Raw genomic sequence first — 26,872 nt, 5'->3', positions numbered from 1 at the left:
TCAATGACCTGCAAGGGGTGGTCAAGAAAGGCCCAAATGGGCAGGGGATGGCACCATGTTGTCCCCGGGAAATGTGGATAAGGCTGAGGACAGCCTGCGGGCAGACGCAAAAATTCCTTTGCCAGCAAGACCTTGCGAGGGGCGGGCAATAAACGCTCAGGGCTGGGCCAGGTTCGAGGCGTTGGGTCGGCTTCCCGACGGTAGCCCGATGCGGCGCCAGTTTGTCCCCATCGAATGTGGACAAACCTATGAACAGCCGCATGACAAGCTGAAAAATTCCTTATCCGACAATCACTTGGAAGGGGCGCTCAAAAAAGAAGCAGACGGTTGGCAACTGCAACCCCGCTGCGGCATCGGCGCGGGCGTGGCCTGCGGCGCAGCGCCCCGCCCGCGGCGCGATCGTCAGCCTTCGTTGCCTTCCAGGCGCATGCCGATCTTCAACCCGACCTGCCAGTGCGCCACCTTGCCGTCCTTGATGTGGCCACGCACCTCGGTGACTTCGAACCAATCCAGGTTGCGCAGGGTTTCGGATGCGCGGGCGATGGCCTGGGTGATGGCGTCGTCGGTGGACTTGGTGGAAGACCCCACCAATTCGATCTGCTTGTAGACATGGTTCGACATAGCTCGTCTCCGGTGTAGAAGGGTGAGTCGCGAATCGTCGGCAGCGCGCGGGGTTCCGGCGCTTACGACCGGCAATCCATTCGAACACCCAGGATACCCGCTGGGCGCTAGAGTGGTGTTACGAGTTCCGACGTCCGCGGCCTCGGTCGCGACCCGCCACTCGCTTTTCGCAACCGCTAGCAAGGAGGTCTCGTCATGCCAGAACGAAAAACCCTGCAACGCGCCACGCGCGACAAGCAGCAAGGCAAATCGGCATCCACCCAGGCCGGCGAATTCGTCCGCGACGAAATCGACCGCGTCCGCAAAGGCAAGCACGGCGTGCGCTCGACCAAGCAGGCCATCGCCATCGGCCTGTCGCAGGCGCGCCGCGCCGGCGTCGACCTGCCCGCCCCCAAGAAGGCCAGCGCCGCCACCCAACGCAAGGCGGAACAAGACCGCCAGGCTGCCCACGACGGCCACGCCAAGTCCGCCACGCGCGCCCGCGCCACGACCCGCGCCCTGAAGCAGGAAAGCACCAAGCCGGCCTCCAAGGCCGCGTTGTCGCGCCATGCCAGCAAGGCGGCGGCGTCGCGTACGGCCGCGGACCGCTCGGCGGCGGCAAAGAAGGCGGCGGCCACCAAGGGCGCAGCGGGCCGGTCGGCCGCTGCCAAGAAAGCGGCGCGCACCCGGGCGGCCAATGCACGAGCGGCCGCGCATCGTTGATGCAGGGCCGCGGGGCCGGGCGCCGCCTGCCGCGACTTCACTGCCCCGTGTCGACGCCCGCTTCAAAGTCGCGCAAGCGCGCCTGCAGAAATTCGCGCAGGCGCTTGACCGTCGGCGACAGCAGCATGCGGTGCACGCACAAGAGGTACAGCGGCGACGGCTCGCTGGCATAGTCAGGCAGCGCTTCGACCAGCCGGCCGGCGCGCAGGTCGCCCAGCACGTCGTAGCGCGACTTGTAGGCCACGCCGTGTCCGGCCAACGCCCAGCGCCGCACCAGGTCGCCGTCGTCGCCAACGCGGTCACCCTTGACCGGCACTACCTGGCTGGCGCCGCCGCGCTCGAACGTCCAGCGGTCGTGCAGCGATTCGCCCAGCACAAAGCACAGGCAGTTGTGGCGGCGCAGGTCGGCAGGCGCCTGCGGCATGCCATGGCGCGCGAAATAGGCGGGCGATGCGCACACCACGCGGCGGTTGTGCTCGCCCAGCGGCAGCGCCACCAGGCTGGAGTCGTTGGGCGTGCCGTAGCGCAGGGCAATATCGACCGGCTGCCGGTACAGGTCGGCCAACCGGTCGCTGATGCGCACCTGGAAGCTCACGCGCGGATGGCGCAGCTGGAATTCGTCCAGCCAGGGCAGCAGCACATTGCGGCCCAGGTCCGACGGAATCGACACCGACAAGGTGCCCGAAATCGCCGTCTTGTCACGTGCCAGCGCATTCTGACCCGCCTGCAACGTCGACAGCGCGGCGCGGGCATATTCCAGGTAGCGCTCGCCGTCGCTGGTCAGGCGCAGGCTGCGGGTGGACCGCACGAACAGCCGTGTTTCCAGCGTCAGTTCCAGCCGCTTGAGCGCCGCGCTGGCGACCGCGGGCGTCAAGTCCAGCTCGCGCGCCGCCGCCGAAAAACTGCCGTGATCCGCCGCCGCGACAAAGATCCGCAGGTCTTCAAACCGAAGCATGATGGGCTCATTTTCAAAAAATTATTGAAACTGAGTCCGATGCTAGCCGGTTTTTCATTGTCCGCGGACAGGTAATCATGGCCACACCCCCGAACCTGCAATGGAGTCCCCCATGAAAATCGAACTGAACGGCAAGAAGGCCCTGGTCACCGGATCGTCCGGCGGCATCGGCCTGGCCATCGCCCAGGGCCTGGCCGAGGCCGGTGCGCAAGTCGTGCTGCATGGCCGCAACGCCGACAAGCTCAAGCAGGCCGCCGACGCCATCGCGCGCCAATATCCCGGTGCGCAGGTCAGCACCGTGCAGGCCGACATCGCCACCGCCGACGGCGCCGCCTCGATCTGCGCCGCGCATCCTGACATCGACATCCTGGTCAACAACGCCGGCTTCTTCGAGCCCAAGTCGTTCACGGAAATCACCGACGACGACTGGCAGACCATGCTGGACACCAACGTCATGAGCGGCGTGCGCCTGTCGCGCTACTACCTGCCGCGCATGCTGGCCGCCAACTGGGGCCGCATTGTCTTCATTTCCAGCGAATCGGCCCTGCACATTCCCACTGAAATGATCCACTACGGCGTCAGCAAGACCGCGCTGCTGGCCGTGTCGCGCGGCCTGGCGGAACTGACCGCCGGCACCGGCGTCACCGTCAACGCGGTGCTGCCCGGCCCCACGCGTTCGGAAGGCGTGGCCGACTTCTTCGCCGAAATGGCCAAGGAACAGGGCGTGTCGCAAGACCAGATGGAACGCGACTTCATCGCCCAGCACCGCCCCAGCTCGCTGCTGCGCCGCCTGGCCACCGTGGAAGAAGCCGCCAACATGGTCGTGTACGCCTGCTCGAAACAGGCATCGGCCACCAACGGCGCCGCGTTGCGCGTCGATGGCGGCGTGGTGCGCACCATCGCCTGATCCCCCTCTTCGAACCCCGACTCATCGAGCCCCCATGAAAGCCATCGCCTACTTCCAGAACCTGCCCGCCACCGATCCCCAATCGCTGCAGGACATCACCGCCGCCGATCCCGTGCCCGGCGACCACGACCTGCTGGTCGAGGTCAAGGCCATATCCGTCAACCCGGTGGACGTGAAGATCCGCGCCAACCGCAAGCCCAAGGACGGCCAGCCCGAAATCATCGGCTGGGACGCCGCCGGCATCGTGCGCGCCGTCGGCGCCAAGGCCAGCCTGTTCAAGCCCGGCGACCGCGTCTGGTATGCCGGCGCCCTGACGCGCCCCGGCGCCAACAGCGAACTGCACGTGGTGGACGAGCGCATCGTCGGCCGCATGCCGCAAAGCCTGGACTTCGCCCAGGCCGCCGCCCTGCCCCTGACCACCATCACCGCCTGGGAATTGCTGTTCGACCGCCTGCGCGTGCTGGACAACGCCGCCCCCAGCCAGGGCACCTTGCTGGTCATCGGCGCGGCGGGCGGCGTAGGTTCCATCCTGGTCCAGCTGGCACGCCAACTGACCGGCCTGACCGTCATCGGCACCGCGTCGCGGCCCGAAACCCAGGCGTGGGTGCGCGAGTTGGGCGCCCACCATGTCATCGATCACAGCAAGCCGCTGACCGAAGAACTCAAGCGCATCGGCTATCCGCAAGTGAGCTTCATTGCCGGCCTGAATCAGACCGACAAGCACTTCGCGCAGATGGCCGAGGCCGTCGCCCCGCAAGGCAAGATCGCCCTCATCGACGACCCCGCGGCCATCGACGTGCGCCTGCTCAAGGGCAAGTCGGCCTCGCTGCACTGGGAATTCATGTTCGCGCGACCGCTGCACGGCACGCCCGACCTGATCGCCCAGCACGAACTGCTGAACCAGGCCGCACGGCTGATCGACAACGGCACCCTGCGCACCACGCTGGGCGAGCACTACGGCAAGATCAACGCCGAAAACCTGCGCCGCGCACACGCCTTCATCGAAAGTGGCAAGGCCCAGGGCAAGGTGGTGCTGGAAGGCTTCTGACACCCGCCCGCCCGTTTCGAAAACGACGCGGGCGGCCCCTGAAAAAAATAGGACGGGTGTCTCGCATTGCCGTAAAGAAAGAGGTACAAACTCGACTGCGCGCGACGGGCTTTTCGGCCTGTCGCCGCGTTTTCGGGAGTCTGCTCTGATTTGTCACCTGTTCGGCCAAGCCGCGGAACCCATGCTCTGGGGCATGGTGGCGTTCGCCCTGCTGATGCTGCGGCTGGTCCCCCTGCAAGGGTGGAAAGCGGCCGTCGTCGCCGGGGTCACCGCCGGGCTGGTGTTCGACACCATCCAGTTCCGGGTCGGCCCGCCGCGCATGTGGGATTCGCTGGTGCTGGGGTCGGTGCTGGCCGCCCTGCTGGTGGCCGCCGTGCTGGAAGGGCTGTTCCTGCTGCTGCAGCGGCTGCGCGCCCGCAGCCTGCGGTCCCGGACCTAGGCGCGGGCAGTACGCGCCCCCCTTAAAAAGGTCAGGCCTGGCCTTCGCGCTTGGCACGAGCGTGCGGATCGCTGATCTCGGCATCCAACTCGGCGATCAGCCAATCGAACCAGCCATTCTCGGTGCGCGCATACACCACCGCAGATGGCGTCTTGCCTTCGCGCCAGCCCGGCTGATGCACATCCATCCACGCGGACAGGCTCTTGTGCGGCGCCAGCAGGCCGGACAGCCACGACCACACGTATTCCGGCACGTTGCGCCGAAAACCCTTGGCGCTGGCGTAGATCGTCGGCTCAAGCGGCAGGTTGCCCGAGCGGGCCAGCTTGGCCTGGACCCGGCGCAGCGTCTCGGCCGCGGCCTGCAATTGTTCGGTGCTGAGCTTTTTCACGTAACGACTCCTGGACTGGTTTTGCCGGATTATCGCCGTAGCAGCGGGCGCTTGCCAGCGGACATTCATACCGGCCGGCAGATTCAACGGGGCGGTTGCAGCGCCAGCAGCAGCGTGGCGCTGAAACGCGCGCCGGGCTCCAGCACTTGCAGGCCTGTGCGGGTATCGCCCGCCGCCGCCAGATTGAAGGCGTCGGCCACGTTGGTCACGGGTTCAACGCACAGGAACGACGAGCCCGGCGCGGTGTACACCACCAGATGCGCGAAGGCCGGATCGGCGTGCAGCGCCAGTTCGTGTCCATCCGACCAATGCAGCGTGGCGCGTCCGCCCCATTGCGACAGATAGGTATCGCAGCCCGCGGCCGACCAGCCCAGCTCGCGCACATGGGTGGTCTGGCTGCCCGTGGGCAGGCCATCGGCATCCGCCGGCCAGTGGCGGCGCGCATGCAACGCCACCCGCTCGGCCGTGAAATACGGATGAATGCCGCAGCCGAACGGCATGGGCGAATCGCCTTTGTTGATCATCAGCAGCGTCAGCGACAAACCGCGCGAATCCAGCCGGTAACGCTGCACGCATTCAAATGCCCACGGCCAGCCCAGCACGCCGGCAGGCTGGTCCAGCACCAGATCCACTGCATCGTCGGCCAGGTGACGTACCTGCCAAGCCTGGTACAAGGCGCTGCCGTGAATGGCTTGCGGCCGTCCCGGCAACGACTGCAAGGGATGCCGTGCACCGTTGAAGGTGAACACGCCATCGCGCACCCGGTTGGAATACGGCGCCAGCGGATAGGACCCCGCGCGCGGCCACTTCGCGGGCGACCATTCGGATTCGGCCAACGGCACGATCCAGTCGTGCGCGTCGGTCGACAGGCGCGTCAGGCGCCCGCCGCCACCCGGTGCGAACTCGGCGCGATGGGGGCCAAAGGCAATCGTCACCCGCTCGCTGGCATCCAGCGGCGCGGCAAAAGGCAGATCGGACATCGGGGGCTCCCGCGGCGCTGCAACGGCCGCGTGGCGCCATTGTGCATGTCCGGGTCTGGCGGGGGCAAGCCAGCCGACTGGCTTGCCCGGTCAAGCCAACGCCTTGGCCCGGACAGGCGACTCGGGCAGGCAGCCCAATCCGCGCAAGGTCACCTCGACGGCCTCATCCAGCGGCGTCAGCGGTTCCGCGCCCAACAGCTCGACCAGCCGCGCATTGTCCATGCGCAGCGGCTGGCGCCACAGGTACCGCATTTCCATCAGCTCGCGCAGCGTCGGCACGAACGGCGACGCCAGCCGCAGCAGCCACCACGGAAACGCGCGCACTCGCGGCTGCGCGCCATGGCGCTCAGCCACCCGCAGGATCGCGGCCGCCATCTGCGTGCCATCCGCATCCCAATGCCCCGCCATATGAAATGCCGCGAACGGCGCCAAGGCGTCGCGCCGTGCCAACACCTGCACCAGCGTGCGCGCCACGTCCGGCAGATAGCTCCATTGGTGCCCCACCCCACGCGCCCCCGGCGCCTGCACCACGGCCACCGGCCGCCCCGGTTTCACCAACCCTTGCGAGAACCAGTTGTTGCCGGCGCGCGGCCCGAAGAAATCGCCCGCCCGCAACACGATCACGCGCACGCCGCGGCCGCTGGCCACTTGCAGCCGATGTTCCAGCTCCACCCGGATCGCCCCCTTGCGGGTCTGCGGATGCTGCGGCGAGCTTTCCGTCAGCACCGGATATGCGTCCGGCCCGTAGTTGTAGATCGTGCCCGGCAGCACGATGGTGGCGCCCTGCGCCTGCGCCACCGCAATCGTGTTGTCGATCATCGGCAGCACCAGCTCGCCCCAGCGGCGGTAGCCCGGCGGATTCACGGCATGCACGATCACGTCGCACCCCATCGCCGCCCGCGCCACGTCCTGCCGGTTCATCGCGTCGCCGCGCAGCCAGGTCATGCCGTCCTGCTGCGCCGTTTCCGTCGCCAGTCCTCGCGCCAGGGCGCGCACGCCCCAACCGGCATCGCGCAGCTGGCGCGCCGTTTCACCGCCCACCCCGCCCGTGGCGCCCAACACCAGCGCCGTGCCCGGAGGCTGCACCTGAATCATCGTTGCCATGCCCATGGTCTTGCTCCTGTCGTCCCATGGCACACATTCTGGTGCCGCGCCACCAATAAATAAATTGCTGAACCTGACCGTGCGGCTATACATTTATGCATGACCAACAATATCGGCTGGGAACTCTACCGCAGCTTTCTGGCCGTCCTGGCCGAAGGCTCGCTGTCCGGCGCCGCACGCGCCCTGGGCATCACCCAGCCCACGGTGGGCCGCCACATCGCCGCCCTGGAAAGCGCCCTGGGCCAGGTGCTGTTCACCCGGTCGCAAACCGGCCTGCTCGCCACCGACGCCGCCCTGTCGCTGCGCGGCTACGCCGAAGCCATGCAAAGCAACGCCGCCGCGCTGGAACGCGCCGCGTCCGGCCACGGCCCAGGCATCACCGGCACCGTCCGCATCTCGGCCAGCGAAGTCATCGGCATCGAAGTGCTGCCGCCGGTCCTGGCGCAACTGCGGCGCGATCATCCCGGCCTGACCCTTGAACTGGCGCCCACCAACCGCGTGCAGAACCTGCTGCTGCGCGAAGCCGACATCGCCGTACGCATGGCCCCGCCCAAGCAGGAACAGCTGATCGCCCGCTCGGTCGGCGCCGTCGACATCGGCCTGTTCGCCCACAAAGACTACCTGCGCCGCCATGGCACCCCCACCCAGCCTGCCGACCTGAGCGGCCATTCCCTGATCGGCTACGACGCGCTGACGCCCTTTCTGCGCGAGGCCGGCAAACGCTTCCCCATCCCCTGGCACCGCGACACCTTCGCCCTGCGCGCCGACAGCGACCTGGCGCAACTGGCGCTGATCCGCGCCGGCGCCGGCATCGGCGTCTGCCAGGCCGCCCTGGCCCGGCGCGACAAAGCCCTGGTGCGCGTCCTGCCGCGCCAGGCTGCTTTTCCCCTGGAAACGTGGATCACCATGCACGAAGACCTGCGCGCCAGCCCGCGCTGCAAAGTGGTGTTCGACGCGCTGGTCGCCTGCCTGCTCGCACATACGGGCGCGGCATCGGTCTGACGGCAGTTGTCGTCGGCGCGCCCACCGCTGTCTGCGGCCACCATACCGGGACGAGGCGAATGGCGGTCGCCCCCCAAGGCAGCAATATCAGACCGATGCGACATCACCGCCCAGCAAAATAGGACTGATCGGATATACTGTTTATTCATACAGTATCTAGACCGCACGGGAGGCCCGACCATGACCAGTCTGATCAACACCCCGCCCCCACGCAGCATCTGGCTCAGCGCCTTCCCGCGCCTGGCCGGCGTGAAAAACGGCGACTACCTGCCGCTGGGCCGCCTGCAAGAGGCCACCGGCCTGGAAAGCGGCCCCAAGCTGCGCGACGTCCTGGCCGCCGCCGAACGCGAAGGCCTGCTCCTGATCGACCGCGGCGCCACGCCCGCCAGCTACCGCGCCACCTACGCGCTGGAACGCCAGGTCACCCTGTTCGCGGCCGATTGAGCCACCGTGGCCACATCCGACGCCTCGACCGATAGAGTGCTAACGATCACTTGCAATGCTGTTACATCCGGGGAAATAGAATCCTCGGGAATGCAAGACAAGGAGAAGACCATGCAAGAAGAAACCACCAAGCCCGAACCCACCCGCCGCCGCTGGCCGTTCGGCTACGGCCAGGAAGCCAAGATCGGCTGTTGAATCCGCCCCCGGCGGACATGTCGTAGCACGCGCCTGGCATCCACAGCCGGGCCAACCTCATCCAGCCCCCCCCCCGCCGTTTACGACTGAGCGGGTTGCTGGAACCTCAATGGCTTGCAGTGCCATCCCTGCCCTGTTTCGACGTGTGCAATCCTGCTGCGGTGACCCCGGACGCGAGCTCGTCCTACAAGCGAGCGTCTTTGCAGTCTGCGCGATCGGTTTTGATTAATCTGCCTGGGTTGAATCAGAAAACGGAACGGCAGTGAAGCAGAATGAACTGACATCAGAGGATTCGTCACGCACATCCATCCAGGGTGGTCGCGGATCCTCGTTTGGCTCTGGGGGGCACGGCGGCGATAATGCACGAATGAATCGCCTGGCACACCTTGAAAAACGCGTAGATGTCATCGACGGCCGGCTGGGTCGGATCGAGAAGGACGTCGACACCCTCAAAGGCGACGTCATTGCCGTCAAGACCACGCTCGCGAGCATTGACGCGAAGCTGGATATCGGAAGCATCCGCGCATCCGTCGAGAGGGCCCACACCGACATCTACAAGTGGATCGTGAGCATCATCGCGGTGATCGGCGCCATTTACTTCGGTCTGCAACGCATGCCGCCGGCGGCTTCTCCGTGGGTCTATTCGTTTCCGCCCTCTCAGCCGCAGGCGATGCCAGCCCCTCTCGCCCCCGTCACGCCACCGTCTTCTCCGTAAAGCAGGGTCACTGGCTCGCTGTTGCCCCCCACAACCCCGCCCTTCCCGCTGACCGCCACTTTTCGTTCACCCCGTCTCACGGGCCGTGAACCGCCCTCCACATCCCCCGCCCCGGCCCGATACAATCACGGGCATGAATTCCGCAACACAACACTCCGCCGCCGACGCCCACGCGGGCCACACCCCCATGATGCAGCAATACCTCCGACTCAAGTCGGAGGCGGGTCCGTTGCTGCTGTTCTACCGCATGGGCGACTTCTATGAAATGTTCTATGAAGACGCCGAGCGCGGCGCGCGGCTGCTCAACCTGACGCTGACCAAGCGGGGTTCGTCCAACGGCACGCCCATCCCGATGGCCGGGCTGCCGGTGCACGCAATGGAGCAGTACCTGGCGCGGCTGGTAGCGGCAGGTGAATCGGTCGCCATCTGCGAACAGATCGGCGATCCGGCGACCTCGAAAGGTCCGGTCGAGCGCCGCATCGTGCGCATCGTCACGCCCGGCACGCTGACCGACGACGCGCTGCTGCCGGCCAAGGCCGATCGTGCGCTGGCCGCGGTGTTCGTGTCCGGCAACGCGCGCGCCCCGCGGGCCGGGCTGGCATGGCTGAACCTGGCCAGCGGCGACTTCCGCGTGACCGAATGCGCGCCCGCACAGCTGGAATCCGAGCTGCATCGCATCGCCCCGGCCGAGATCGTCTGCGCCGACAGCGCGGAATTCGATTTCCCGTTCGAAGGCGCCCGGTCGCGCGTACCCGACTGGCATTTCGAAAGCGATGGCGCGCGCGCGCATCTGCTGGCGCATTTCAAGACCGACACGCTGGCCGGCTTCGACATCGAAGACATGCCCGCGGGCATCTGCGCGGCGGGCGCGCTGCTGCGCTACGCGGCGCGCACGCAATCGCAGGCGCTGGCGCACGTGCAAAGCCTGTCGGCCGAACGGCCCGGCCAGTTCGTGCTGCTGGACCCGGTGACGCGCCGCAACCTGGAATTGACGCAGACCCTGTCCGGCGAAGACGCGCCCACGCTGTTCTCGCTGCTGGATGGCTGCCGCACGCCGATGGGCAGCCGACTGCTGCGCCGCTGGCTGCACCATCCTCTGCGTGAAAACGAGCAAGCCCACGCCCGTCAGCAAGCCATCTCGGCCCTCTTGGCCGGCCGCATGGACGTCGAGCAGACCTTCGGCTCGGCCGGCCTGCTGGAAGGGCTGCGCAGTGCGCTGAACGCATTTCCCGACATCGAGCGTATCGCCGCGCGGCTGGCGCTGCGCTCGGTGCGCCCGCGCGAACTGGCCAGCCTGCGCGATGCACTGCAAGCCCTGCCGGCGCTGCGCGACCTGGTCGAGCCCATGGCCGATTCGCCGCGCCTGGGCCAGCTGATCTCACACCTGTCAGTCGACCCGGCGCTGGCCGCCCTGCTGGTGCGCGCCATCGCCGCCGAGCCCGCAGTTGCCATCCGCGATGGCGGCGTGCTGGCCACGGGCTTTGATGCCGAACTGGATGAACTGCGCGGCCTGGCCGCCGATGGCGGCGACTTCCTGGTGCAGCTGGAAGCGCGCGAACGCGAACGCACCGGCATCAGCAATCTGCGCGTGGAATTCAACCGCGTGCACGGCTTCTATATCGAAGTCACCAAGGGCCAGACGGCCAAGGTGCCGGAAGACTACCGCCGCCGCCAGACGCTCAAGAACGCCGAACGCTACATCACCCCGGAACTCAAGACCTGGGAAGACAAAGTGCTGTCCGCGCAAGACCGCTCGCTCGCGCGCGAAAAATGGCTGTTCGAGCAATTGCTCGACGTACTGGCCGAACACGTGCGGCCGCTGTCCGACTGCGCCGGTGCACTGGCCGAACTGGACACGCTGGCCGCCTTGGCCGAACACGCGCGCCGCCACGACTGGATCGCACCCGAACTGTCCGAGCAGGCCGACATCGACATCGACGCGGGCCGCCACCCGGTGGTGGAACACGCGATCGAACGCTTCACACCCAACGGCTGCCGGCTGGATCCGGCGCGCCGCATGCTGCTGATCACCGGCCCGAACATGGGCGGTAAATCGACCTACATGCGGCAGGTGGCGCTGATCGTGCTGTTGGCGCGCATCGGCAGCTTCGTGCCCGCCGCGCGCGCGCGCATCGGCAAGATCGACCGCATCTTCACGCGCATCGGTGCCGCCGACGACCTGGCCGGCGGACGCTCGACCTTCATGATGGAAATGACCGAAGCGGCCGCCATCCTGTCGGCCAGCACGCCCAACAGCCTGGTGCTGATGGACGAGATCGGCCGCGGCACGTCCACCTACGACGGCCTGGCGCTGGCCTGGGCGATTGCCTGCCGCCTGCTGGCGCACAACCGCGCCCTGACGCTGTTTGCCACCCACTACTTCGAACTGACGCGCCTGCCGGCCGAACAGCCCGCCTCGGCCAACGTGCACCTGGCCGCGGCCGAGTCCGCCGGCGGCATCGTGTTCCTGCACGAAGTGCGCGAAGGCCCCGCCAGCCGCAGCTACGGGATCCAGGTGGCGCAGCGCGCGGGCGTGCCCGCCGCCGTCATCCGCCAGGCCACCCGCGAACTTGAACGCCTGGAAGCGCAAGGCGCGCCCACGCCGCAGCTGGGCCTGTTCTCGGCCGCGGCCGATGCCGACGCGCAAGCCTACGCCGAAGCCGACCGCGCCGACGCCATCGAGGCCCTGGACACCCTGCGCGACGAACTCGCCGGCATCGACCCCGACAGCCTGACCCCGCGCGAAGCGCTGGACGCCCTCTACCGCCTGAAAAAGCACCTGCAATGAACCTCGATCATCCCCTGCCGCTGCTGGGCAACCAGAGCCCCAACGACTTCATGCGCCGCTACTGGCAGAAGAAGCCGCTCTTGATCCGTCAGGCCATTCCCGACTTCAAGCCGCCTGTCACCATCGCGGCCATCAAGAAGCTGGCCCGCCGCGACGACGTCGAGTCGCGCCTGATCTGGCGCGAGAACGGCGAATGGCAGATGGAGAGCGGCCCCTTCGCCCGCCTGCCGAAAGACAACGAAGGCGATTGGACCCTGCTGGTGCAAAGCGTGGACCTGCACAGCGACGCCGCGGCCGAATTGATGCAGCAGTTCCGCTTCATTCCCGATGCGCGCCTGGACGACGTGATGATCAGCATCGCCAGCCACGGCGGCGGCGTGGGCCCGCACTTCGACAGCTACGACGTATTCCTGCTGCAGGCCGCCGGTGAACGCGAATGGCGCTACGGCCGCCAGAAAGACCTGTCGCTGGAACCGGGCCTGCCGCTCAAGATCCTGAGCCGCTTCGAACCCGAGGCACAGGCCGTGCTCGCCCCCGGCGACATGCTGTACCTGCCGCCCCAGGCCGCGCACGACGGCATCGCCGCGGGCGACGGCTGCATGACCATCTCCATCGGTTTTCGTGCCCCCACGCAAGCCACGCTGGCCCGCGGCCTGCTGGAGGCCGCGGCCGACCAGGTCATGGCGCGCGTCGGCCTGCTGGGCGGACCTTATGGTGAACCGGCACTGCCCGGCCCCAAGCTGTCGGCCGTGTACCGCGACCCCGCCCAGGCCGCCGTCACGACACCCGCGCAGGTGCCCGACGCGCTGGTCGAAGCCACCTTGGAAACCGTACAGAAGCTGCGCTTTGACGACGCGCTGGCCTCGCGCTTTCTGGGCTGCTGGCTGACCGAGCCCAGCAACCTCAGCGTCTTCGACGCCCCCGAAGGCCTGGACGTGGACCTGGAAGAAGACTGGCCCACTGCCGGCAAGCTGGTGCTGGACCGCCGCAGCCGCATGCTCTACCGCGGCAAGCAGTTGTTCATCAACGGCGAAACCGCCATGACGCCGGCCTCGGCCGCGCTGTGCAAGCTGGCCGATGCGCGCAGCCTGGACTGCGCCGACCCCGCCTGCGCACGCCTGTCTGACGAAGCCCGCTCGTGCCTGGCCGATTGGCTGGATTCAGGGTGGATTCATTACGTGGCCTCGTAGTATCCAGACACCTATGCGTATCTGTGTTGCACAGAACGCAATGAGGTCTGTGCGCCGGGTCACATAAGGAAAGACATCACACGTGGCGGAAAGGTTTGTTGCCGTTGGGATGCGACCTTTTTAATTTTCACACTCGCATGGCTTACGCCTTCCTGTAGCCTGGGTTCTGGTTTCCCCTGACGGGGTTTCAAGAGTCGTCATCTACAGGAGTCCAAAAATGATGAGCAAAACCTTGATTATTGCGTCGGTGCTGGCGGTGTCGCTCAGCGCCTGCAACAAGAAGGAAGATGCCCCGGCGCCCGCGAACAACCCCACTCCGGGCGCGAGCACCCCCGCGCCTTCCACCACGCCGCCGGCTACCTCGCCGGCTCCGGCGCCCACGCCCGGCACCACGCCTGGCGGCGGCTCGAACAGCCCGGGCGGCTCGACCACGCCCGCATCGTAATTAGAGAAGAACCCCCGCTCTAGGTACGACAAAGCCCCGGCAGCGATGCCGGGGCTTTTGTCTGGGCGGCCGTTCAAGCCCGGCCCGTCATGCACGGATGCCTGTTCGCGCTAGGTGCCCCAGCGCAACACCACCGGGTCCAATCGCCTCGCGATGTCGATCAGCTCGGCGCGTGTCTCCGGCCGCAGCGGGGGGAAGGGATGCCGTGGCGCATCGCACGCGATCACGCCGCCCGCTTTCATCAGGGCCTTGGCAGCCAGCAGTCCGGCCTGGCGGTTCTCGTGGTTTATCAACGGCAACCAGCGCTGATACTGCTCGAATGCCAAGTCCGCATTGCCGTTACGATGCGCTTCGATGATCGGCCGAATTCCGTCGGGAAAACCTCCGCCCGTCATCGAACCGGTCGCGCCGGCGGCCAGGTCAGCCAGCAACGTAATGGCCTCCTCGCCATCCCACGGCCCTTCCACGGCATCGCCGCCCAACCGGATCAGATCGCGCAGTTTGTTCGCTGCCCCCGGCGTTTCGATCTTGAAATATGACACCTGCTCGATGTCACGCGCCATGTGCGCCAGCAGTTCGGCGCTCAGCGCGGTCCCGCTGGCGGGCGCATCCTGGATCATGATCGGAATCTCGATCGCGTCGGACAAGCGCGAGTAAAACGAAACGATCTGCGATTCCGGTACGCGAAAGGTCGCACCGTGATAAGGCGGCATGACCATCACCATCGCCGCGCCCATGGCCTGGGCCTCGATGCTGCGGCGCGCGCAGATAGCGGTGCTGTAGTGCGAGGTCGTCACAATGACCGGCACCCGGCCGGCCACGTGCTCAAGCACCGACCGGGTGATGCGATCGCGCTCATCATCGCCCAGCGAAAACTGCTCGGAGAAATTCGCAAGAATGCACAGGCCGTCCACACCGGCATCGATCATGAAATCGACCGCCCGCTTCTGGCTGTGCAGATCCAGTTCGCCCGTCTCGGTGAAGGTCGTGGGCACGACGGGGAAAATGCCCTGGTAGCGCGGGACGCGCCGGGTAAGGTTAGGGGTCATGGGGTGATATCGACAGGATGGTTGGAAGGGATGGCCGACGGCGATGCCGCCGGGCGCAATGCGGCGCGCACCACGAAGGTCATGACCACGGCCAGCAACAGCATGGCCGCCAGGAAATACAGCCCGGCCGACAGGCTGCCGGTAGCGTCCTTGATCATGCCGACGCCATAGGGACCCAGATAGCCGCCCAGGTTGGCCAGCGAATTGATCATCGCGATGCCCACCGCCGCCCCGGCGCCGGTCAGGAACTCGCCGGGCAACGCCCAGACGACCGCCTGGATCGAGTAGATCGAAAACGCGGTCAGGCATATGAACAGGAACTGCCAGGCCGGCGACTGCACCCACGCGCTCAACGCCATCGTCGCGGCGGCCACCGCCGACACGATCGCAATGTGCCAGTAGCGTTCGCCCTTGCGGTCCGAGTGGCGCGGCACCAGGCACAGGCCGACCACCGCGAACAGGTATGGCACGGCGGACAGGAAGCCGGTCGCCGCGTCACTGACGCCGAACTGCTTGATGATCGTCGGCAACCACAATGACAGGCCGTAGATGCTCAGCGGAAACGGCAGGAACAGCAGGGCCAGCAGCAACACGCGTTTGTCCTTGAGCGCCTTCAGCGGATTGCCGTGCGGCTTGAGCCCATAGGCGGCCTTGTCTGCGGCCAATTCGCGTTCGATCCAGGCCCGGTCCGACGGCGGCAGCCAGGCGGCGCCCGCGGGCGAATCCGGCAGCAGCCGCAACGTGGGCAGGCAGAGCAGCACGGCCGGCAAGCCGCTGAGCACGAACAGCAACTGCCAGTTGCTCATGCCGCCCCAACCTTGCGTGGACAGCACCAGGCCCGCGATCGGCCCGGTCACGATCAAGGCCACCGGCTGGGCCAGCACCAGAAGGCCGATGATGCGCGCCCGATGCCGCATCGGAAACCACTTGGTCAGAAAGTACAGGATGCCGGGATACAGCCCCGCTTCGGCCGCGCCCAGCAGGAAGCGCAGCGCGTAGAAGCTGGTCGCGCCGGCCGTCAAGGCCATGGCCATCGTGATCACGCCCCAGGTGAACAGGATGCGCGCGAACCAGCGGCGTGCACCGAAGCGCTCCAGCGCCAGGTTGCTGGGCACCTCGAACAGGAAATACCCGACAAAGAACAGCCCTGCGCCCAAACCATAGGCGGCGTCGCTGATGCCGACGGCCGCATTCATGTGCAGCTTGGCAAACCCCACGACCGACCGGTCGATGTAGGCCACCACGTAGATCAATGCCAGAAAGGGAATCAGGCGGCGCGTCAGCATGCGGATGATGCGCGCTTCATCAAGCGGATTGGCGTTCCCGTCGGGCGGGGATCCCGTGCTTGCGCGCACGGGGCTTCTGACTTCAGTCATGAGTCTGTCTCCATGGTTTTGGGAAAGATCGGGGGTCGTATCGCCCCCGTGGGTGATCACGGGCCTGTCAGCGCCAAAAGGCGCTTGGCACGGGTCCTAATGCGAGTGGCGCGGCACGGCGTGGCCCCGGCAGCCGACCAGGAAGTCCAGGTCGCAACCTTCATCCGCTTGCAGCACGTGGTCGACGTACAGCTTGCGATAGCCGCCTTCGGCAGGCGCTTGCTGCGGCTTGATGCCGGCCATGCGGTGCGCGTATTCGGCGTCGCCGATATCCAGATGCAGACGGCCGGTTTCGCAATCGAGTTCGATCCAGTCGCCGTCCCGCACGATCGCCAGCGGGCCGCCGGCAGCGGCCTCGGGCGCCACGTGCAGCACGACAGTGCCGTATGCGGTGCCGCTCATGCGGGCATCCGAGATACGCACCATGTCCTTGACGCCACGCCGCAGCAGCTTGGGCGGCAGCCCCATGTTGCCCACCTCGGCCATGCCCGGATAGCCTCGGGGGCCGCAATGCTTGAGCACCAGCACCGAGTCTTCGTCCACGTCCAACGACTCGTCGACGATGCGCGCCTTGTAGTGCTCGAGGTTTTCGAAGACCACCGCGCGCCCTCGGTGCCGCAGCAGGCGCGGCGTTGCCGCCGAGGGCTTGAGCACCGCGCCGCGCGGCGCCAGGTTGCCGCGCAGGATGCGAATGCTGCCGTCGGGCAGCAGCGGCTTGTCCAGCGGACGTATCACCTCATCGTTGTAGAGCGGCGCATCCTTGACGTTGTCCCACAGTGCCTTGCCGTTCACCGTCAACGCCTGGGGATGCGGCAGGCGTCCGGCCTCGCCCAAGCGGCGCAACACCGCGGGCAAGCCGCCGGCGTAATAGAACTCTTCCATCAGGAAGCGCCCCGAGGGCATCAGGTCGACGATCGTCGGCGTGTCGCGACCGACCGCGGTCCAATCTTCCAGCTCCAACGGCACGCCGATGCGGCCGGCGATGGCCTTCAGGTGAATGACGGCGTTGGTCGACCCACCTATCGCCGCGTTGGTGCGGATGGCGTTCTCGAAGGCCTCGCGGGTCAGCACCTTGGAGAGCGACAGCCCCTGCCTGGCCATCTCGACAATGCGAATGCCGGACATATGGGCCAACACATAGCGGCGGGCATCCACCGCGGGAATCGCGGCGTTATGCGGCAGCGATACGCCCAGCGCCTCGGCCATGCAGGCCATGGTCGAGGCCGTACCCATGGTGTTGCAAGTGCCGGCCGAACGCGACATGCCGGCTTCGGCCGACAGGAACTGGTGCAGGTCGATATCGCCGGCCTTGAGCGACTCGTGCAACTGCCAGACCGCCGTGCCCGACCCGATATCCTTGCCGTCCAGCTTGCCGTTGAGCATCGGCCCGCCTGACACCAGAATGGCCGGCACATCGCAACTGGCCGCGCCCATCAGCAAAGCGGGGGTGGTCTTGTCGCACCCTGCCAGCAGCACGACCGCATCGATGGGATTGCCGCGGATGGCCTCTTCCACGTCCATCGCAGCCAGGTTGCGCGTCAGCATCGCGGTCGGGCGAAGGTTGGATTCGCCGTTCGAGAACACCGGAAACTCCACCGGAAAGCCGCCTGCCTCGTAGACACCGCGCTTGACGTGTTCGGCCAGCTTGCGAAAGTGCGCGTTGCAGGGCGTCAGCTCGGACCAGGTATTACAGATGCCGATGATCGGACGGCCATCGAACTCATGGTTGGGGATGCCCTGGTTCTTCATCCAGCTGCGGTACATGAAGCCATTCTTGTCCGCTGTGCCGAACCAGGCCGTCGAACGCAACGCCGGGGTTGCCTTCGGCGCGGCGTCGTCGGTTTGTGCGTCATCGGCCGCGGAATCGGGATGGGATGCGGTGAGGTCCGCCATGCATGTCTCCAAGCGTTGTCGTTATGTCTGCGGGCCAGTGTAGGAAGATTGCTGCTACTCTTCTAATGAAGTCTTGGCCGGAAGGCATATCGATTCAGGCATCAGTGCTAACCCCTATCCCGCATGCATAACGCCGCCATCCGAGCCAGCCACACCCGACTGAAAACACGCCAATTGCTGCTGTTGGTGGCGCTGGCCGACGAAGGCAGCATCCATCGCGCGGCCGACCGCCTGGCGATGACGCAGCCCGCCGCCTCCAAGCTGCTGCGCGAACTGGAAGACCTGCTCGATGCGCCGCTCTTTCTGCGACTGGCGCGCGGCATCGAACCCACGCTCTATGGCCAGGCCATGATCCGCCACGCCCGGGCAGCGATCGGCAGCCTGGAACAGGCCCATACCGAAGTGCAGGCGCTGAAAACCGGACAAATGGGCAGCGTCGCCGTCGGCGCCATCACCTCGCCCGGTGTGCGCCTGCTGCCGCCCGCTGTCGCGCTGGCCATGCAACGCAGTCCGGGCCTGCGGATATCGGTGGAAATCGACAGCAGCAATGTCCTGCTGGAGTGCCTTGCGCACGAGAAGCTGGACATCGTGGTCGGCCGACTCTCGCCCGAGCACGACAAGACGCAGCTGCGCTATGAGCCGCTGGCCGAAGAACCCGTCTGTGCGGCGGTGCGGGTGGGCCATCCCCTGGCCGGCGCAATGGGCCTGACACTGGAGCAGGCCACCGCGTGGACGTGGCTGATCCCGCCTGCGGGCAGCGTGCTGCGCCATCGATTCGAATTGATGTTCCGCCGCGCCAGCCTGCCGCCGCCGGACAAGGTGGTGGAAACCGCCGCGCCCCTGTTCCTGACGCGCATGCTGGTGCAGTCCGACATGGTGGCCGTGCTGACGCTGGACGTTGCCCAGCACTACGCCCGCTACGGCATGCTCGAGACCCTGCCGCTGGACCTGCCCTGCCACATGGACGACTTCGGCATCATCACCCCGACCGACCGGCTGGCCACGCCTGCCACGGAACGGGTGTTGGAAGCGCTGCGTGAGACGGGCCGCGCCATCTATCACACGCCCTCGGCCGATACCGAGCCATCGGCAAGGCACTGAGCGGCCGCACAAGCCAAAAAAAATCCACCCCGTCGGGGTGGATCTTGCAAGACTGAGTCTGAGGTTCAAGGCCCCCACAGGGGCCTTTGAACCGCGCAGGCGCTGCATCAGCGCCCGCGGTCGGCATCACATCTTGTCTTTCAGCACGCTCAAGAGACGCTGGGCAGTGGCGCTGCTGTCGCGTTCGCCCTTGGCATCGAGCACCGTCACGTTGGTCTGGTCGCCGCTGGCGGTCAGGTGGATGCGGTACTGCGGCGCTTCGGCCTTCTTGTCGCCCGAGAACATGCGGCTGAAGAAGCCCGGCTGGTCGATCTTCTCGCCAGTGTCGGTGTCGAAGTAGCGCACGAAGTAGTCGCCGGCCGAACGGTCGCGATCGTCCACAGCGAAGCCGCCGCCGTCCAGCGCCACGCCGACACGACGCCATGCGCGGTCGAACGATTCGTTGACGATCAGCAGCGCGCCCTGGGCGCGGACGTCTTGTTGCACCGCCGGCTTTTGCGGCGCGGCTTCGGCCTGCTGCACCAGCTTGCGGGCGTTGTCGACGTCGGAGCCCAGGTAGACCATCATGCGCGCCAGCATGGCGGCGTTCAGGCCCGGGTCTTCCTTGCCGTTCTGCCACTGCACTTGCGAACCGTCGCCGCCGACGCGCTTTTCGAGCATCTGGCGGTGGCTGACGTAGACTTCGGTGTGGCCGTTGACGCGTTCGACGCGGGTGCGGAATTTCTCGCGCTCGCCGCTATCCCAGGCCGATTCCAGCACCGCGCCCAGGGCCTGGCGCAGCCAGCTTTCCGGGATCTTGGCGCGGTTTTCCGCCCAGTCGGTTTCGATCAGGCCGGCAGCCGGGTTGTTGCTGGCGACGGTAAAGCCGTTTTCGGTCCAGAAATCGACCAGGCGCGGGAAGACGTCTTCGGGGGCACGGTCGACGACCAGCCAACGCAGATCGCCGTCGCGCTCGACGCGCATGTCCTGGCGGCCGGGCAGCACGTTGCTGGCCTTGGGGCTGCTGGCTTGCGCCTGGCCCTGTTGCTGGAACTGCGAGTACGTCGTCGAGCCGGAAGCGGGCGCGCGGTAGCGCGGATCGCTGGCGGCCTGGGTCAGGTCAGGCGGAATGCTCAAAGGCTCTCCACGCTGAGTGACGGCGCTCTTGTAGTTGACGGATTCTTCATTGCCCAGGAATTGGTTGACCTCGCTGCAGCCGGCCAACAACACCAGAGACATCAATGCCGACAGACCGGCATGACGCTTGTTCATACGTATCCTCACGATATTTAGAGCAGACCCGTTTCCTGGAGCACACGACGCACCGATTCATGGTGCTGCGCCCCCAGTTCAACCAGCGGAAGCCGGTAGCCCAGTGCGGTGCGGCCCATTTCGGCCAACGCCCACTTGACGGGGATAGGATTGGCTTCAACGAACAAAGCCTTGTTCAGACGAGCCAAATGCGCATTTAGTTCACGCACCTTGGGCACATTGCCCGCGAGCGCGGCCGCGCACAGATCGCGCATGAGCTTGGGCGCGACGTTGGCGGTAACGGAGATATTGCCGCGAGCGCCCAGCAGGATCAGGGCGGCGGCGGTGGGATCATCGCCGCTGAAGACCTGGAAGCTGGCAGGCGCTTCGCGCAGCAGCAGGCCGCCGCGGGCGATGTCCCCGGTGGCGTCCTTGATGCCGATGATGCCCGGCACCTGAGCCAGGCGCAGAACCGTTTCGTTGCTCATGTCGGCAACGGTGCGGCCCGGCACGTTGTACAGGATGGTGGGCAGGTCCACCGCTTCCGCGATGGTGCGGAAGTGGCGGTACAGGCCTTCTTGCGAGGGCTTGTTGTAGTACGGAACCACGGACAGGCCGGCCTGCGCGCCCACCGCCTTGGCGTGACGGGTCAGGTGGATGGCTTCGTCGGTGGAGTTGGCGCCCACGCCGGCAATGACCGGGATGCGGCCGGCGGCATGTTCAACCGCCACGCGGATGAGTTCCGCGTGTTCTTCCATGGAAACCGTCGGCGACTCCCCGGTGGTGCCCACCACCACGAGCGCGTCGGTGCCTTCCTGGATGTGCCAGTCGATCAACGACCGGTAGGCAGCGTAGTCAAGGCTGCCATCGGGCTGCATCGGGGTGACGAGGGCCACCATGCTGCCCTGGAAATTAACGCCTGCGGCGGTTGCAGGGGATGCCATAAATGAAGGGCTCCAACGCCCCATGGCGGGATGCCTCAGGGCCAGAATCAATGAAACCGCTGAGTTTAACGGATATTGGCCGAATTCCTACAGAAACCACTGAACGATTGTCGTTCCTAACGCCAGGATCGGACGCATCAATATCCAGAGCACATCGGTGACCAGCAGGACGATCACGATGACCAGGCCATACGGCTCGATTTTCGAGTACTGCCAGGCCAGCCGGTTGGGCAGCAGGCTGAAAACGATGCGTCCCCCATCGAGCGGCGGGATGGGCAGCAGGTTCAGGGCCATCAGCACCAGGTTGACCTGGACGCCGGCCATGGCCATTTCGTACCAGAAGGTTTCCTGCATGCCCGATTCCAGGAACAGGCGCAGCGAAAACACCCACAGGATGGCCATGAGCAGGTTGGCGGCCGGGCCGGCCAGCGCCACCCACAGCATGTCTTTCTTGGGCCGGCGCAGGCGGCCGAAATCCACCGGCACGGGCTTGGCCCAGCCGAACAGCATGGCCGAACCGCCCATGAGCTTGGACATCAGCAGGATCACGGCCGGCACCAGCAACGTGCCGATGGGATCGATGTGGCGTGCCGGGTTCAGGCTGACGCGGCCGGCCTGATAGGCGGTGGGGTCGCCCAGCATGCGCGCGACATAGCCGTGGGCAGCCTCGTGCAGCGTGATGGCAAAGATGACCGGTATCGCGTAGACCGCGATGGTTTGGATGAAGTCGTTCATGGCGAACCGGATTGTAGAGGAGCCGCATGACGATATGCACCGCATCGGGCACATCGCAGCGTGCGCGCCGGACGCCTGTGCGCCCGGCGATGAAGCATGACAGGCGGATTCAGGCCAGGCCCAGCGTGGCCGGATCGCCGCGGCCCACGCGCACCACGACCGGCTCTTCGCTGGTGAGGTCGATGACGGTGGTGGGCGAATGCGGGCAGGCGCCGGCATCGATGATGGCGGCCAGTTGGTGGTCGTAGCGTTCGCGGATGGCTTCGGCGTCGTTCAGCGCTTCGGTCTCGTCCTTGGGGATGAGCGTGGTGGACAGGAGCGGCGCCCCCACCTGTTCGAGCAGCCCCAGCATGACGGCGTGATCGGGCACGCGGATGCCGATGGTCTTGCGCGACGGATGCGACACGCGGCGCGGCACTTCCTTGGTGGCTTCGAGGATGAAGGTCCAGGGGCCGGGCGTGGCGACCTTGAGCAGGCGGTACTGGCGGTTGTCGACGCGGGCGAAATGGCCGATTTCAGCCAGGTCGCGGCACAGCAGCGTGAGGTGATGGCGTTCGTCCAGGCCACGCAGGCGGCGCAGGCCGTCGGCGGCGTTCTTGTCGTCCAGGCGCGCGACCACCGCATAGCTGGAGTCGGTGGGCACCGCCACCAGGCCCCCGTCGTTCAGCCATTGGGCGGCCTGCTTGAGCAGGCGCGGTTGGGGATTCGCGGGGTGGATATCTAAATGAAGGGCCATGGGATTATCCTAACACTCTTGAAGGCCGCCCTGCCAACGGCGGCGATGCAACACATGGCGGCCCAGCCGGCCCGCCCGGAGACACAGTATGCGCCTTGATGATTCCCGCGAAAGCGACAATGTGGAAGACCGCCGCGCCAGCGGCCCGCGCATCGGCGGACGCGGCACCATCGGCATCGGCACCATCGTGCTGGCCCTGGTGGCCATGTATTTCGGCGTCGACCCCAACGTGGTGCTGCAGATGGCCGAAGGCCCGCCGACGCAGCAGCAGGCGCCCGCCACCAAGCCGCCCGCCAACGACCCGCAAGCCCGGTTCGTGTCCAAGGTGCTGGGCGAAACCGAAGACACCTGGAGCGCCATCTTTCAGAAAGATCTGAACCGCCAGTACGTGGCCCCCAAGCTGGTGCTGTTTCGCGGCGCCACGCCGACCGCCTGCGGCACGGGGCAGGCGGCGATGGGCCCGTTCTACTGCCCGGCCGACAGCAAGGTCTATATCGACCTGGCGTTCTTCGACGAATTGCAGAATCGCTTCAAGGCGCCCGGCGACTTCGCGCAGGCCTACGTGATTGCCCACGAGGTCGGCCATCACGTGCAGCATCTGCTGGGCATCTCGGACCAGGTCGACAACCTGCGCCGCCGCAATCCGTCGCAGGCCAACGCCCTGTCGGTCCGGCTGGAGCTGCAGGCCGATTGCTTTGCGGGGCTGTGGGCGCAGCGCGCCAACGCGGCGCGCAACATCCTGGAAGGCGGCGACGTCGAAGAAGCGCTGGCCGCGGCCACCGCCATCGGCGACGACCGGCTGCAAAAGCAGAGCCAGGGCTATGTGGTGCCGGACGCCTTCACACACGGCTCGTCGGCCCAGCGGGTGCGTTGGTTCAAGCGCGGCCTGGACAGCGGCAGCCTGAAGCAGTGCGATACCTTCGCCGCCAGTTCGCTGTAGCCGGACGTTGCCCTGCCAAGGCGCCGTTTTTTGCCTGTATATCCATACAGCCGCAAGACCGGCACCGTCTTCATCTTGTAAGATTACGCCCCGCGCAGTTCCCGCTGCGCGGACCAGCTCCCGAAAGGGGGCTTTTCCCATTGGGCCGGACGCTTTATCGACTGCAGACAGCCTGACCGGGAAAAAACCGCCCCCCCTCGCGCTGCCGCGCGTCCGCCACTACCACGCGGCGACGCGAACCGCGCGACGCATTTCCAGACACTAGATCCGTTTCCATGGCCAACAAGTTCGAACCGCTAATCACCGTTGATGAGGTGCAAGAGATCCTTGCCGAGCCCAAGGAAACCATCAAGCAGATCACCTGGGTGCCCAAGCCGGGCGGCGGCAGCATCCAATGGATGGAATTTGCCAGCCCCTGCCGCATCAAGGGCGAAGTGCGCGACGACGTGATCTTTCGCGCCACCTATCGCGGCGCCCGCACGGTGGTGCACGGCCAGGCCACCATCTTCCTGACCGAAGCATTCTGTGCCAGCCTCTTCGTGGGCCCGCACCGCGTGTTCGGCGTGGACACGGACGACTCGTTCCACACCAGCCTGGTGGGCGAAGGCCGGCCGCACTACCGCAAGCCGCTGGCGGACCGCAGCCATGAACATATCTGGGTGAACGAAGGCGAAGGCTATGCCGAGCCCATCGTTCCCGCCCTGCACACGATCGGCGAGTTGATGCAGTATTTCCTGCCCCGGGCCAACCTGACCCTGACCGGCGGATTCGCGCATCCCCTCAAAGGCCGACAAATCGAACTGATCCTATGAGCAATTTCCTGGAAGCCTCCGGCTGGACCGTCCTGCCGGCGGGCGAGCATGCCATCCGTGCCATCTCGCCGATGACGCTCGGCCTGGACGGCCAGCACGCCGCGTTCTTCATCGCGCATCCGGACGATGCCACGTTCTATCTCACCGATGCCTGTGAGACCGCGATGCACGCATCCAGCTACGGCATCGAGCTGGCCGCCAAGCGCATCGACATCCTGAACGAGACGCCGGGCGTGAGCCTGGCGCATTTCGACAAGTCGGGCGCCATCGTGGCCTCGGGCCCCAACGAACAGCTGCAGGAAGCGTTGTGGGATGCGGTGAAGCTGGCGATGGCCCTGTCGTTCCAGTGCGCCAAGTGGATGCCCCGCTTCAGCCAGCTGCGTTTTCGCGCGCAGGTCGGCCGCGCCTTGGCGGCGGGCGTGGGCGTGAACCGCATGGTCAAGGGTGCGCGCGCCAAGGGCAGCAGCGGGCATACCGCCGACTTCGCCTTTGCGGTGCGCGCGGCAGGCAGCACGGCGTTGACGTACATCGAGCCGATCGCGCTGAAGGCCGGCAAGAAAATGGACTGGACGCAGGTCTACCAGACCCACGGCAAGATGTCGGACGTGAAAATGGCGGATGCGCGCAACTCGCGCATGGTGATTCTGGAAGACGGCGCGTCGGCCGAGGAATTCAAGAAGGCCGTGACCATCCTGGAACAGTCGGCCACCGTGCAGACTCTGGCCAAGACGCGCGACTGGCAGGCCGTGTTCGCCGACTAGGCGGACGACGCAAGACCGCTGCCGGCGCCAAGCAGCCCGGCGGCGATGCAGACCCGGATTTCAGCCTGACGCTCAGGCTGGCAATGCTCAGGCTGGCATGTTGGTCAGGCCGTCGACGATCTCGCGGCCGTGCAGGATGGCGGCATGCACCGCTTCGCGCGGACTGAAGACAAAACCGCCTTCGGCGAACCGTGGCACGGGGTATTCGTCGCCGCCTTCGCGGACCGCGCCCGCCTGGACCACCATGACCGATGCGATGAAGACAGGGCCGCTGGGCAACGCTTGAACCTCAGCGCCAGCGCCCCGGGACACTTTGGCCGTCAGCCGGTATCCCTTGTAGATCAAGTTGTTCTGATGCACTTCGGATGCCCTCTTTCTGCGAGCCAGCATACCCCGGCTGTTCATGACAGTTCGGATATGTTTTGTAACCCGGGCATCTACTGGAAACATTGTTGCATTGCAGAAGTTGCGTCCCCGTTTCTGTGGCGCAGGCCCCGAGACCGACCCGCGGCGCCGATCTGCAAGCGGGGCGCGGCTGACAGCCAGATGAAGCCGGCGGCCGATGGCCGCCGGGCTGATCCGTCCCGGGGATTTCCCTAAAGCTGTTGCGAAAGTGCACTATTCACCGCGTTTCCGGGCGATTTCGGACCGATTTCGAGGACTCTAGCGAGGCAATCAAACGGCGTTCATGCCCGTCGCAGCCAGATAGTCGGGCAACGTCCAGCCCCGCCCCAACAGGAACATGCGGGTATGCAGATCGGCCAGCACCGTGGGCGCCACCGTTCGGCCCAGATAGCCCAGGCGCTTGCGCCGCAGGTCGGCGTAGCCCAGCTCATAGTCACGGGCCAGGCCCAGCCACAGACGGTGCGCGGCGGGCGACTGGCGCGCGCCGCTCATGATGCACAGGCCCGCATCCAGCCCCCAGCGATAGACGGCGGTGGCCAACCCCATGCCCTGGTAGGGCGCCGCGTACTTCGAGTGCGGGGCGCGCACATAGGGGTCGGCGCGCCGCCCCACTTCGATCAAGCGGTTGAACACCGTATAGCCCGCCAGCCGGCCGCGCCGCACGTCCACCACGTACACGTAGTACTCGCCATCGGCTTCGCGATGGCGAAGCACAAGGCCAGGGATGTCGGTACGGACCTCCTGCAATCCGTGCAAGCGATCCGAAGGACGATTCATGCGGTCGTAGATGGCATCGAGTTCCTTGTCCACCTCTTGCGGGGCATGGTTGACGTCGATGCGCAGTTCCGTCGCGACAGGCAAGGCGCGAGGAAAAGCGTGCAGGGCCAGCGTAAGCAAGGCCACCTCCTGTACAGGGCAAATGCCCGATGAAAAACCCGTGTTTGTGCCGCCCGCAGACGCGGGCGGC

The 26,872-nt window shown here is 66.4% G+C and carries 28 protein-coding genes; 14 read left to right on the top strand and 14 right to left on the bottom strand.

Annotated features, from left to right (window positions below; translation table 11 throughout):
• Positions 1 to 402: 402 nt before the first annotated feature.
• Positions 403 to 621 carry a dodecin gene (locus tag HV798_RS13055; protein WP_025138019.1) on the bottom strand — a complete coding sequence of 73 codons (219 nt, stop codon included), beginning with the start codon at positions 619 to 621 and terminating at the stop codon, positions 403 to 405.
• Positions 622 to 816: 195 nt separating this feature from the next.
• Here HV798_RS13055 and HV798_RS13050 point away from each other — a divergent pair, with 195 nt between their 5' ends.
• Positions 817 to 1,323: a DUF6496 domain-containing protein gene (locus tag HV798_RS13050; RefSeq protein WP_175192749.1), complete on the top strand. Its 507-nt coding sequence runs from the start codon at positions 817 to 819 to the stop codon at positions 1,321 to 1,323.
• Positions 1,324 to 1,360: 37 nt separating this feature from the next.
• Here the strand turns inward: HV798_RS13050 and HV798_RS13045 are convergent, their stop codons facing one another.
• Complete coding sequence (locus HV798_RS13045; RefSeq protein WP_175192750.1) at positions 1,361 to 2,278, bottom strand: LysR family transcriptional regulator; 918 nt, start codon at positions 2,276 to 2,278, stop codon at positions 1,361 to 1,363.
• 112 nt (positions 2,279 to 2,390) lie between these two features.
• On the opposite strand from HV798_RS13045, the gene HV798_RS13040 reads away from it, so the two are divergent.
• From HV798_RS13040 to HV798_RS13030, 3 genes are all read left to right on the top strand, one after another.
• Positions 2,391 to 3,185, top strand: coding sequence for an SDR family NAD(P)-dependent oxidoreductase (locus HV798_RS13040; protein ID WP_175192751.1), 795 nt, complete (start codon positions 2,391 to 2,393; stop codon positions 3,183 to 3,185).
• Positions 3,186 to 3,219: 34 nt separating this feature from the next.
• A complete protein-coding gene (locus HV798_RS13035; protein WP_175192752.1) occupies positions 3,220 to 4,233 on the top strand; it encodes a zinc-binding alcohol dehydrogenase family protein in 1,014 nt (337 codons plus the stop codon).
• Positions 4,234 to 4,414: 181 nt separating this feature from the next.
• Positions 4,415 to 4,672, top strand: coding sequence for a hypothetical protein (locus HV798_RS13030; RefSeq protein ID WP_175192753.1), 258 nt, complete (start codon positions 4,415 to 4,417; stop codon positions 4,670 to 4,672).
• A gap of 31 nt (positions 4,673 to 4,703) precedes the next feature.
• Here the strand turns inward: HV798_RS13030 and HV798_RS13025 are convergent, their stop codons facing one another.
• The 3 genes from HV798_RS13025 to HV798_RS13015 all read right to left on the bottom strand — a co-directional run bounded on the left by HV798_RS13025 (position 4,704) and on the right by HV798_RS13015 (position 7,150).
• A complete protein-coding gene (locus HV798_RS13025) occupies positions 4,704 to 5,060 on the bottom strand; it encodes a hypothetical protein (protein WP_175192754.1) in 357 nt (118 codons plus the stop codon).
• An 83-nt stretch (positions 5,061 to 5,143) separates the two neighbouring features.
• Entirely contained in the window at positions 5,144 to 6,040 is an 897-nt protein-coding gene (locus HV798_RS13020; RefSeq protein ID WP_175192755.1) for an aldose epimerase family protein, read from the bottom strand.
• A 90-nt stretch (positions 6,041 to 6,130) separates the two neighbouring features.
• Positions 6,131 to 7,150, bottom strand: coding sequence for an NAD-dependent epimerase/dehydratase family protein (locus tag HV798_RS13015; RefSeq protein ID WP_425486141.1), 1,020 nt, complete (start codon positions 7,148 to 7,150; stop codon positions 6,131 to 6,133).
• A gap of 93 nt (positions 7,151 to 7,243) precedes the next feature.
• Between HV798_RS13015 and HV798_RS13010 the strand changes: the two genes are divergently transcribed.
• From HV798_RS13010 to HV798_RS12985, 6 genes are all read left to right on the top strand, one after another.
• Positions 7,244 to 8,146 (top strand): LysR family transcriptional regulator, encoded by a 903-nt coding sequence (locus HV798_RS13010; RefSeq protein ID WP_175192756.1) that lies wholly within the window; start codon positions 7,244 to 7,246, stop codon positions 8,144 to 8,146.
• A gap of 180 nt (positions 8,147 to 8,326) precedes the next feature.
• The gene (locus HV798_RS13005) at positions 8,327 to 8,590 is read left to right on the top strand and encodes a hypothetical protein (protein ID WP_025138028.1); all 264 of its coding nucleotides are present in this window, start codon (positions 8,327 to 8,329) and stop codon (positions 8,588 to 8,590) included.
• A gap of 457 nt (positions 8,591 to 9,047) precedes the next feature.
• Positions 9,048 to 9,500: a hypothetical protein gene (locus HV798_RS13000; RefSeq protein ID WP_175192757.1), complete on the top strand. Its 453-nt coding sequence runs from the start codon at positions 9,048 to 9,050 to the stop codon at positions 9,498 to 9,500.
• Between the two features lie 133 nt (positions 9,501 to 9,633).
• Positions 9,634 to 12,288: a DNA mismatch repair protein MutS gene (gene mutS / locus HV798_RS12995; RefSeq protein WP_246288756.1), complete on the top strand. Its 2,655-nt coding sequence runs from the start codon at positions 9,634 to 9,636 to the stop codon at positions 12,286 to 12,288.
• Positions 12,285 to 13,478 (top strand): ribosomal protein uL16 3-hydroxylase, encoded by a 1,194-nt coding sequence (locus HV798_RS12990; protein ID WP_025138033.1) that lies wholly within the window; start codon positions 12,285 to 12,287, stop codon positions 13,476 to 13,478. Before mutS ends, HV798_RS12990 begins: the two co-directional genes overlap by 4 nt.
• Positions 13,479 to 13,695: 217 nt before the next feature.
• Positions 13,696 to 13,923, top strand: a complete 228-nt coding sequence (locus HV798_RS12985; protein ID WP_042885027.1) for a hypothetical protein — start codon at positions 13,696 to 13,698, stop codon at positions 13,921 to 13,923.
• A 110-nt stretch (positions 13,924 to 14,033) separates the two neighbouring features.
• On the opposite strand, the gene HV798_RS12980 is transcribed toward HV798_RS12985, so the two are convergent.
• The 3 genes from HV798_RS12980 to HV798_RS12970 all read right to left on the bottom strand — a co-directional run bounded on the left by HV798_RS12980 (position 14,034) and on the right by HV798_RS12970 (position 18,241).
• Positions 14,034 to 14,972 (bottom strand): dihydrodipicolinate synthase family protein, encoded by a 939-nt coding sequence (locus HV798_RS12980; protein WP_175192758.1) that lies wholly within the window; start codon positions 14,970 to 14,972, stop codon positions 14,034 to 14,036.
• Positions 14,969 to 16,348: an MFS transporter gene (locus HV798_RS12975; RefSeq protein ID WP_175192759.1), complete on the bottom strand. Its 1,380-nt coding sequence runs from the start codon at positions 16,346 to 16,348 to the stop codon at positions 14,969 to 14,971. Before HV798_RS12975 ends, HV798_RS12980 begins: the two co-directional genes overlap by 4 nt.
• A gap of 96 nt (positions 16,349 to 16,444) precedes the next feature.
• Positions 16,445 to 18,241, bottom strand: coding sequence for an IlvD/Edd family dehydratase (locus HV798_RS12970; protein WP_246288753.1), 1,797 nt, complete (start codon positions 18,239 to 18,241; stop codon positions 16,445 to 16,447).
• Positions 18,242 to 18,364: 123 nt separating this feature from the next.
• Between HV798_RS12970 and HV798_RS12965 the strand changes: the two genes are divergently transcribed.
• Positions 18,365 to 19,342 (top strand): LysR substrate-binding domain-containing protein, encoded by a 978-nt coding sequence (locus HV798_RS12965; protein WP_175192760.1) that lies wholly within the window; start codon positions 18,365 to 18,367, stop codon positions 19,340 to 19,342.
• A 126-nt stretch (positions 19,343 to 19,468) separates the two neighbouring features.
• Here the strand turns inward: HV798_RS12965 and bamC are convergent, their stop codons facing one another.
• The 4 genes from bamC to HV798_RS12945 form a co-directional block, all read right to left on the bottom strand.
• The gene (gene bamC / locus HV798_RS12960) at positions 19,469 to 20,593 is read right to left on the bottom strand and encodes an outer membrane protein assembly factor BamC (protein WP_175192761.1); all 1,125 of its coding nucleotides are present in this window, start codon (positions 20,591 to 20,593) and stop codon (positions 19,469 to 19,471) included.
• Positions 20,594 to 20,610: 17 nt separating this feature from the next.
• Complete coding sequence (gene dapA / locus HV798_RS12955) at positions 20,611 to 21,516, bottom strand: 4-hydroxy-tetrahydrodipicolinate synthase (RefSeq protein ID WP_025138040.1); 906 nt, start codon at positions 21,514 to 21,516, stop codon at positions 20,611 to 20,613.
• Positions 21,517 to 21,603: 87 nt separating this feature from the next.
• Positions 21,604 to 22,251, bottom strand: a complete 648-nt coding sequence (locus HV798_RS12950; RefSeq protein ID WP_025138041.1) for a site-2 protease family protein — start codon at positions 22,249 to 22,251, stop codon at positions 21,604 to 21,606.
• A gap of 109 nt (positions 22,252 to 22,360) precedes the next feature.
• A complete protein-coding gene (locus tag HV798_RS12945) occupies positions 22,361 to 22,987 on the bottom strand; it encodes an L-threonylcarbamoyladenylate synthase (RefSeq protein WP_025138042.1) in 627 nt (208 codons plus the stop codon).
• 88 nt (positions 22,988 to 23,075) lie between these two features.
• Between HV798_RS12945 and ypfJ the strand changes: the two genes are divergently transcribed.
• The 3 genes from ypfJ (at position 23,076) to HV798_RS12930 (ending at position 25,500) form a co-directional block, all read left to right on the top strand.
• Positions 23,076 to 23,927: a KPN_02809 family neutral zinc metallopeptidase gene (ypfJ, locus tag HV798_RS12940; protein ID WP_175192762.1), complete on the top strand. Its 852-nt coding sequence runs from the start codon at positions 23,076 to 23,078 to the stop codon at positions 23,925 to 23,927.
• A gap of 275 nt (positions 23,928 to 24,202) precedes the next feature.
• Positions 24,203 to 24,739 carry a hypothetical protein gene (locus tag HV798_RS12935; protein WP_025138044.1) on the top strand — a complete coding sequence of 179 codons (537 nt, stop codon included), beginning with the start codon at positions 24,203 to 24,205 and terminating at the stop codon, positions 24,737 to 24,739.
• Positions 24,736 to 25,500 carry a DUF1828 domain-containing protein gene (locus HV798_RS12930; RefSeq protein WP_025138045.1) on the top strand — a complete coding sequence of 255 codons (765 nt, stop codon included), beginning with the start codon at positions 24,736 to 24,738 and terminating at the stop codon, positions 25,498 to 25,500. Before HV798_RS12935 ends, HV798_RS12930 begins: the two co-directional genes overlap by 4 nt.
• 87 nt (positions 25,501 to 25,587) lie before the next feature.
• Here HV798_RS12930 and HV798_RS12925 read toward each other — a convergent pair whose 3' ends face one another.
• Complete coding sequence (locus HV798_RS12925; protein ID WP_025138046.1) at positions 25,588 to 25,860, bottom strand: hypothetical protein; 273 nt, start codon at positions 25,858 to 25,860, stop codon at positions 25,588 to 25,590.
• Between the two features lie 315 nt (positions 25,861 to 26,175).
• Positions 26,176 to 26,802 (bottom strand): N-acetyltransferase, encoded by a 627-nt coding sequence (locus tag HV798_RS12920; protein WP_175192763.1) that lies wholly within the window; start codon positions 26,800 to 26,802, stop codon positions 26,176 to 26,178.
• Positions 26,803 to 26,872: the final 70 nt, after the last annotated feature.

Origin of the sequence: Achromobacter deleyi, from assembly GCF_902859705.1 — a bacterium.
In the GTDB taxonomy this organism is placed as follows: Bacteria; Pseudomonadota; Gammaproteobacteria; order Burkholderiales; family Burkholderiaceae_B; genus Achromobacter; species Achromobacter deleyi.
The sequence above is the reverse complement of the archived record's forward strand: the minus strand, read 5'-3'. Positions and strand labels throughout refer to the sequence as shown.

Bases quoted from the DNA above. Each gene is read 5' to 3' on its own strand.
- HV798_RS13015 (WP_425486141.1), bottom strand. From the start codon at position 7,150: ATGGGCATGGCAACGATGATTCAGGTGCAGCCTCCGGGCACGGCGCTG.
- dapA (WP_025138040.1), bottom strand. From the start codon at position 21,516: ATGGCATCCCCTGCAACCGCCGCAGGCGTTAATTTCCAGGGCAGCATG.
- HV798_RS13040 (WP_175192751.1), top strand. From the start codon at position 2,391: ATGAAAATCGAACTGAACGGCAAGAAGGCCCTGGTCACCGGATCGTCC.
- ypfJ (WP_175192762.1), top strand. From the start codon at position 23,076: ATGCGCCTTGATGATTCCCGCGAAAGCGACAATGTGGAAGACCGCCGC.
- HV798_RS13005 (WP_025138028.1), top strand. From the start codon at position 8,327: ATGACCAGTCTGATCAACACCCCGCCCCCACGCAGCATCTGGCTCAGC.
- HV798_RS13045 (WP_175192750.1), bottom strand. From the start codon at position 2,278: ATGCTTCGGTTTGAAGACCTGCGGATCTTTGTCGCGGCGGCGGATCAC.
- HV798_RS13020 (WP_175192755.1), bottom strand. From the start codon at position 6,040: ATGTCCGATCTGCCTTTTGCCGCGCCGCTGGATGCCAGCGAGCGGGTG.
- HV798_RS12980 (WP_175192758.1), bottom strand. From the start codon at position 14,972: ATGACCCCTAACCTTACCCGGCGCGTCCCGCGCTACCAGGGCATTTTC.
- HV798_RS12985 (WP_042885027.1), top strand. From the start codon at position 13,696: ATGATGAGCAAAACCTTGATTATTGCGTCGGTGCTGGCGGTGTCGCTC.
- HV798_RS13055 (WP_025138019.1), bottom strand. From the start codon at position 621: ATGTCGAACCATGTCTACAAGCAGATCGAATTGGTGGGGTCTTCCACC.
- HV798_RS13035 (WP_175192752.1), top strand. From the start codon at position 3,220: ATGAAAGCCATCGCCTACTTCCAGAACCTGCCCGCCACCGATCCCCAA.
- HV798_RS13010 (WP_175192756.1), top strand. From the start codon at position 7,244: ATGACCAACAATATCGGCTGGGAACTCTACCGCAGCTTTCTGGCCGTC.
- HV798_RS12950 (WP_025138041.1), bottom strand. From the start codon at position 22,251: ATGAACGACTTCATCCAAACCATCGCGGTCTACGCGATACCGGTCATC.
- HV798_RS12975 (WP_175192759.1), bottom strand. From the start codon at position 16,348: ATGACTGAAGTCAGAAGCCCCGTGCGCGCAAGCACGGGATCCCCGCCC.
- HV798_RS12945 (WP_025138042.1), bottom strand. From the start codon at position 22,987: ATGGCCCTTCATTTAGATATCCACCCCGCGAATCCCCAACCGCGCCTG.
- HV798_RS12935 (WP_025138044.1), top strand. From the start codon at position 24,203: ATGGCCAACAAGTTCGAACCGCTAATCACCGTTGATGAGGTGCAAGAG.
- HV798_RS12965 (WP_175192760.1), top strand. From the start codon at position 18,365: ATGCATAACGCCGCCATCCGAGCCAGCCACACCCGACTGAAAACACGC.
- HV798_RS12930 (WP_025138045.1), top strand. From the start codon at position 24,736: ATGAGCAATTTCCTGGAAGCCTCCGGCTGGACCGTCCTGCCGGCGGGC.
- mutS (WP_246288756.1), top strand. From the start codon at position 9,634: ATGAATTCCGCAACACAACACTCCGCCGCCGACGCCCACGCGGGCCAC.
- HV798_RS12970 (WP_246288753.1), bottom strand. From the start codon at position 18,241: ATGGCGGACCTCACCGCATCCCATCCCGATTCCGCGGCCGATGACGCA.
- HV798_RS13030 (WP_175192753.1), top strand. From the start codon at position 4,415: ATGCTCTGGGGCATGGTGGCGTTCGCCCTGCTGATGCTGCGGCTGGTC.
- HV798_RS13050 (WP_175192749.1), top strand. From the start codon at position 817: ATGCCAGAACGAAAAACCCTGCAACGCGCCACGCGCGACAAGCAGCAA.
- HV798_RS12990 (WP_025138033.1), top strand. From the start codon at position 12,285: ATGAACCTCGATCATCCCCTGCCGCTGCTGGGCAACCAGAGCCCCAAC.
- bamC (WP_175192761.1), bottom strand. From the start codon at position 20,593: ATGAACAAGCGTCATGCCGGTCTGTCGGCATTGATGTCTCTGGTGTTG.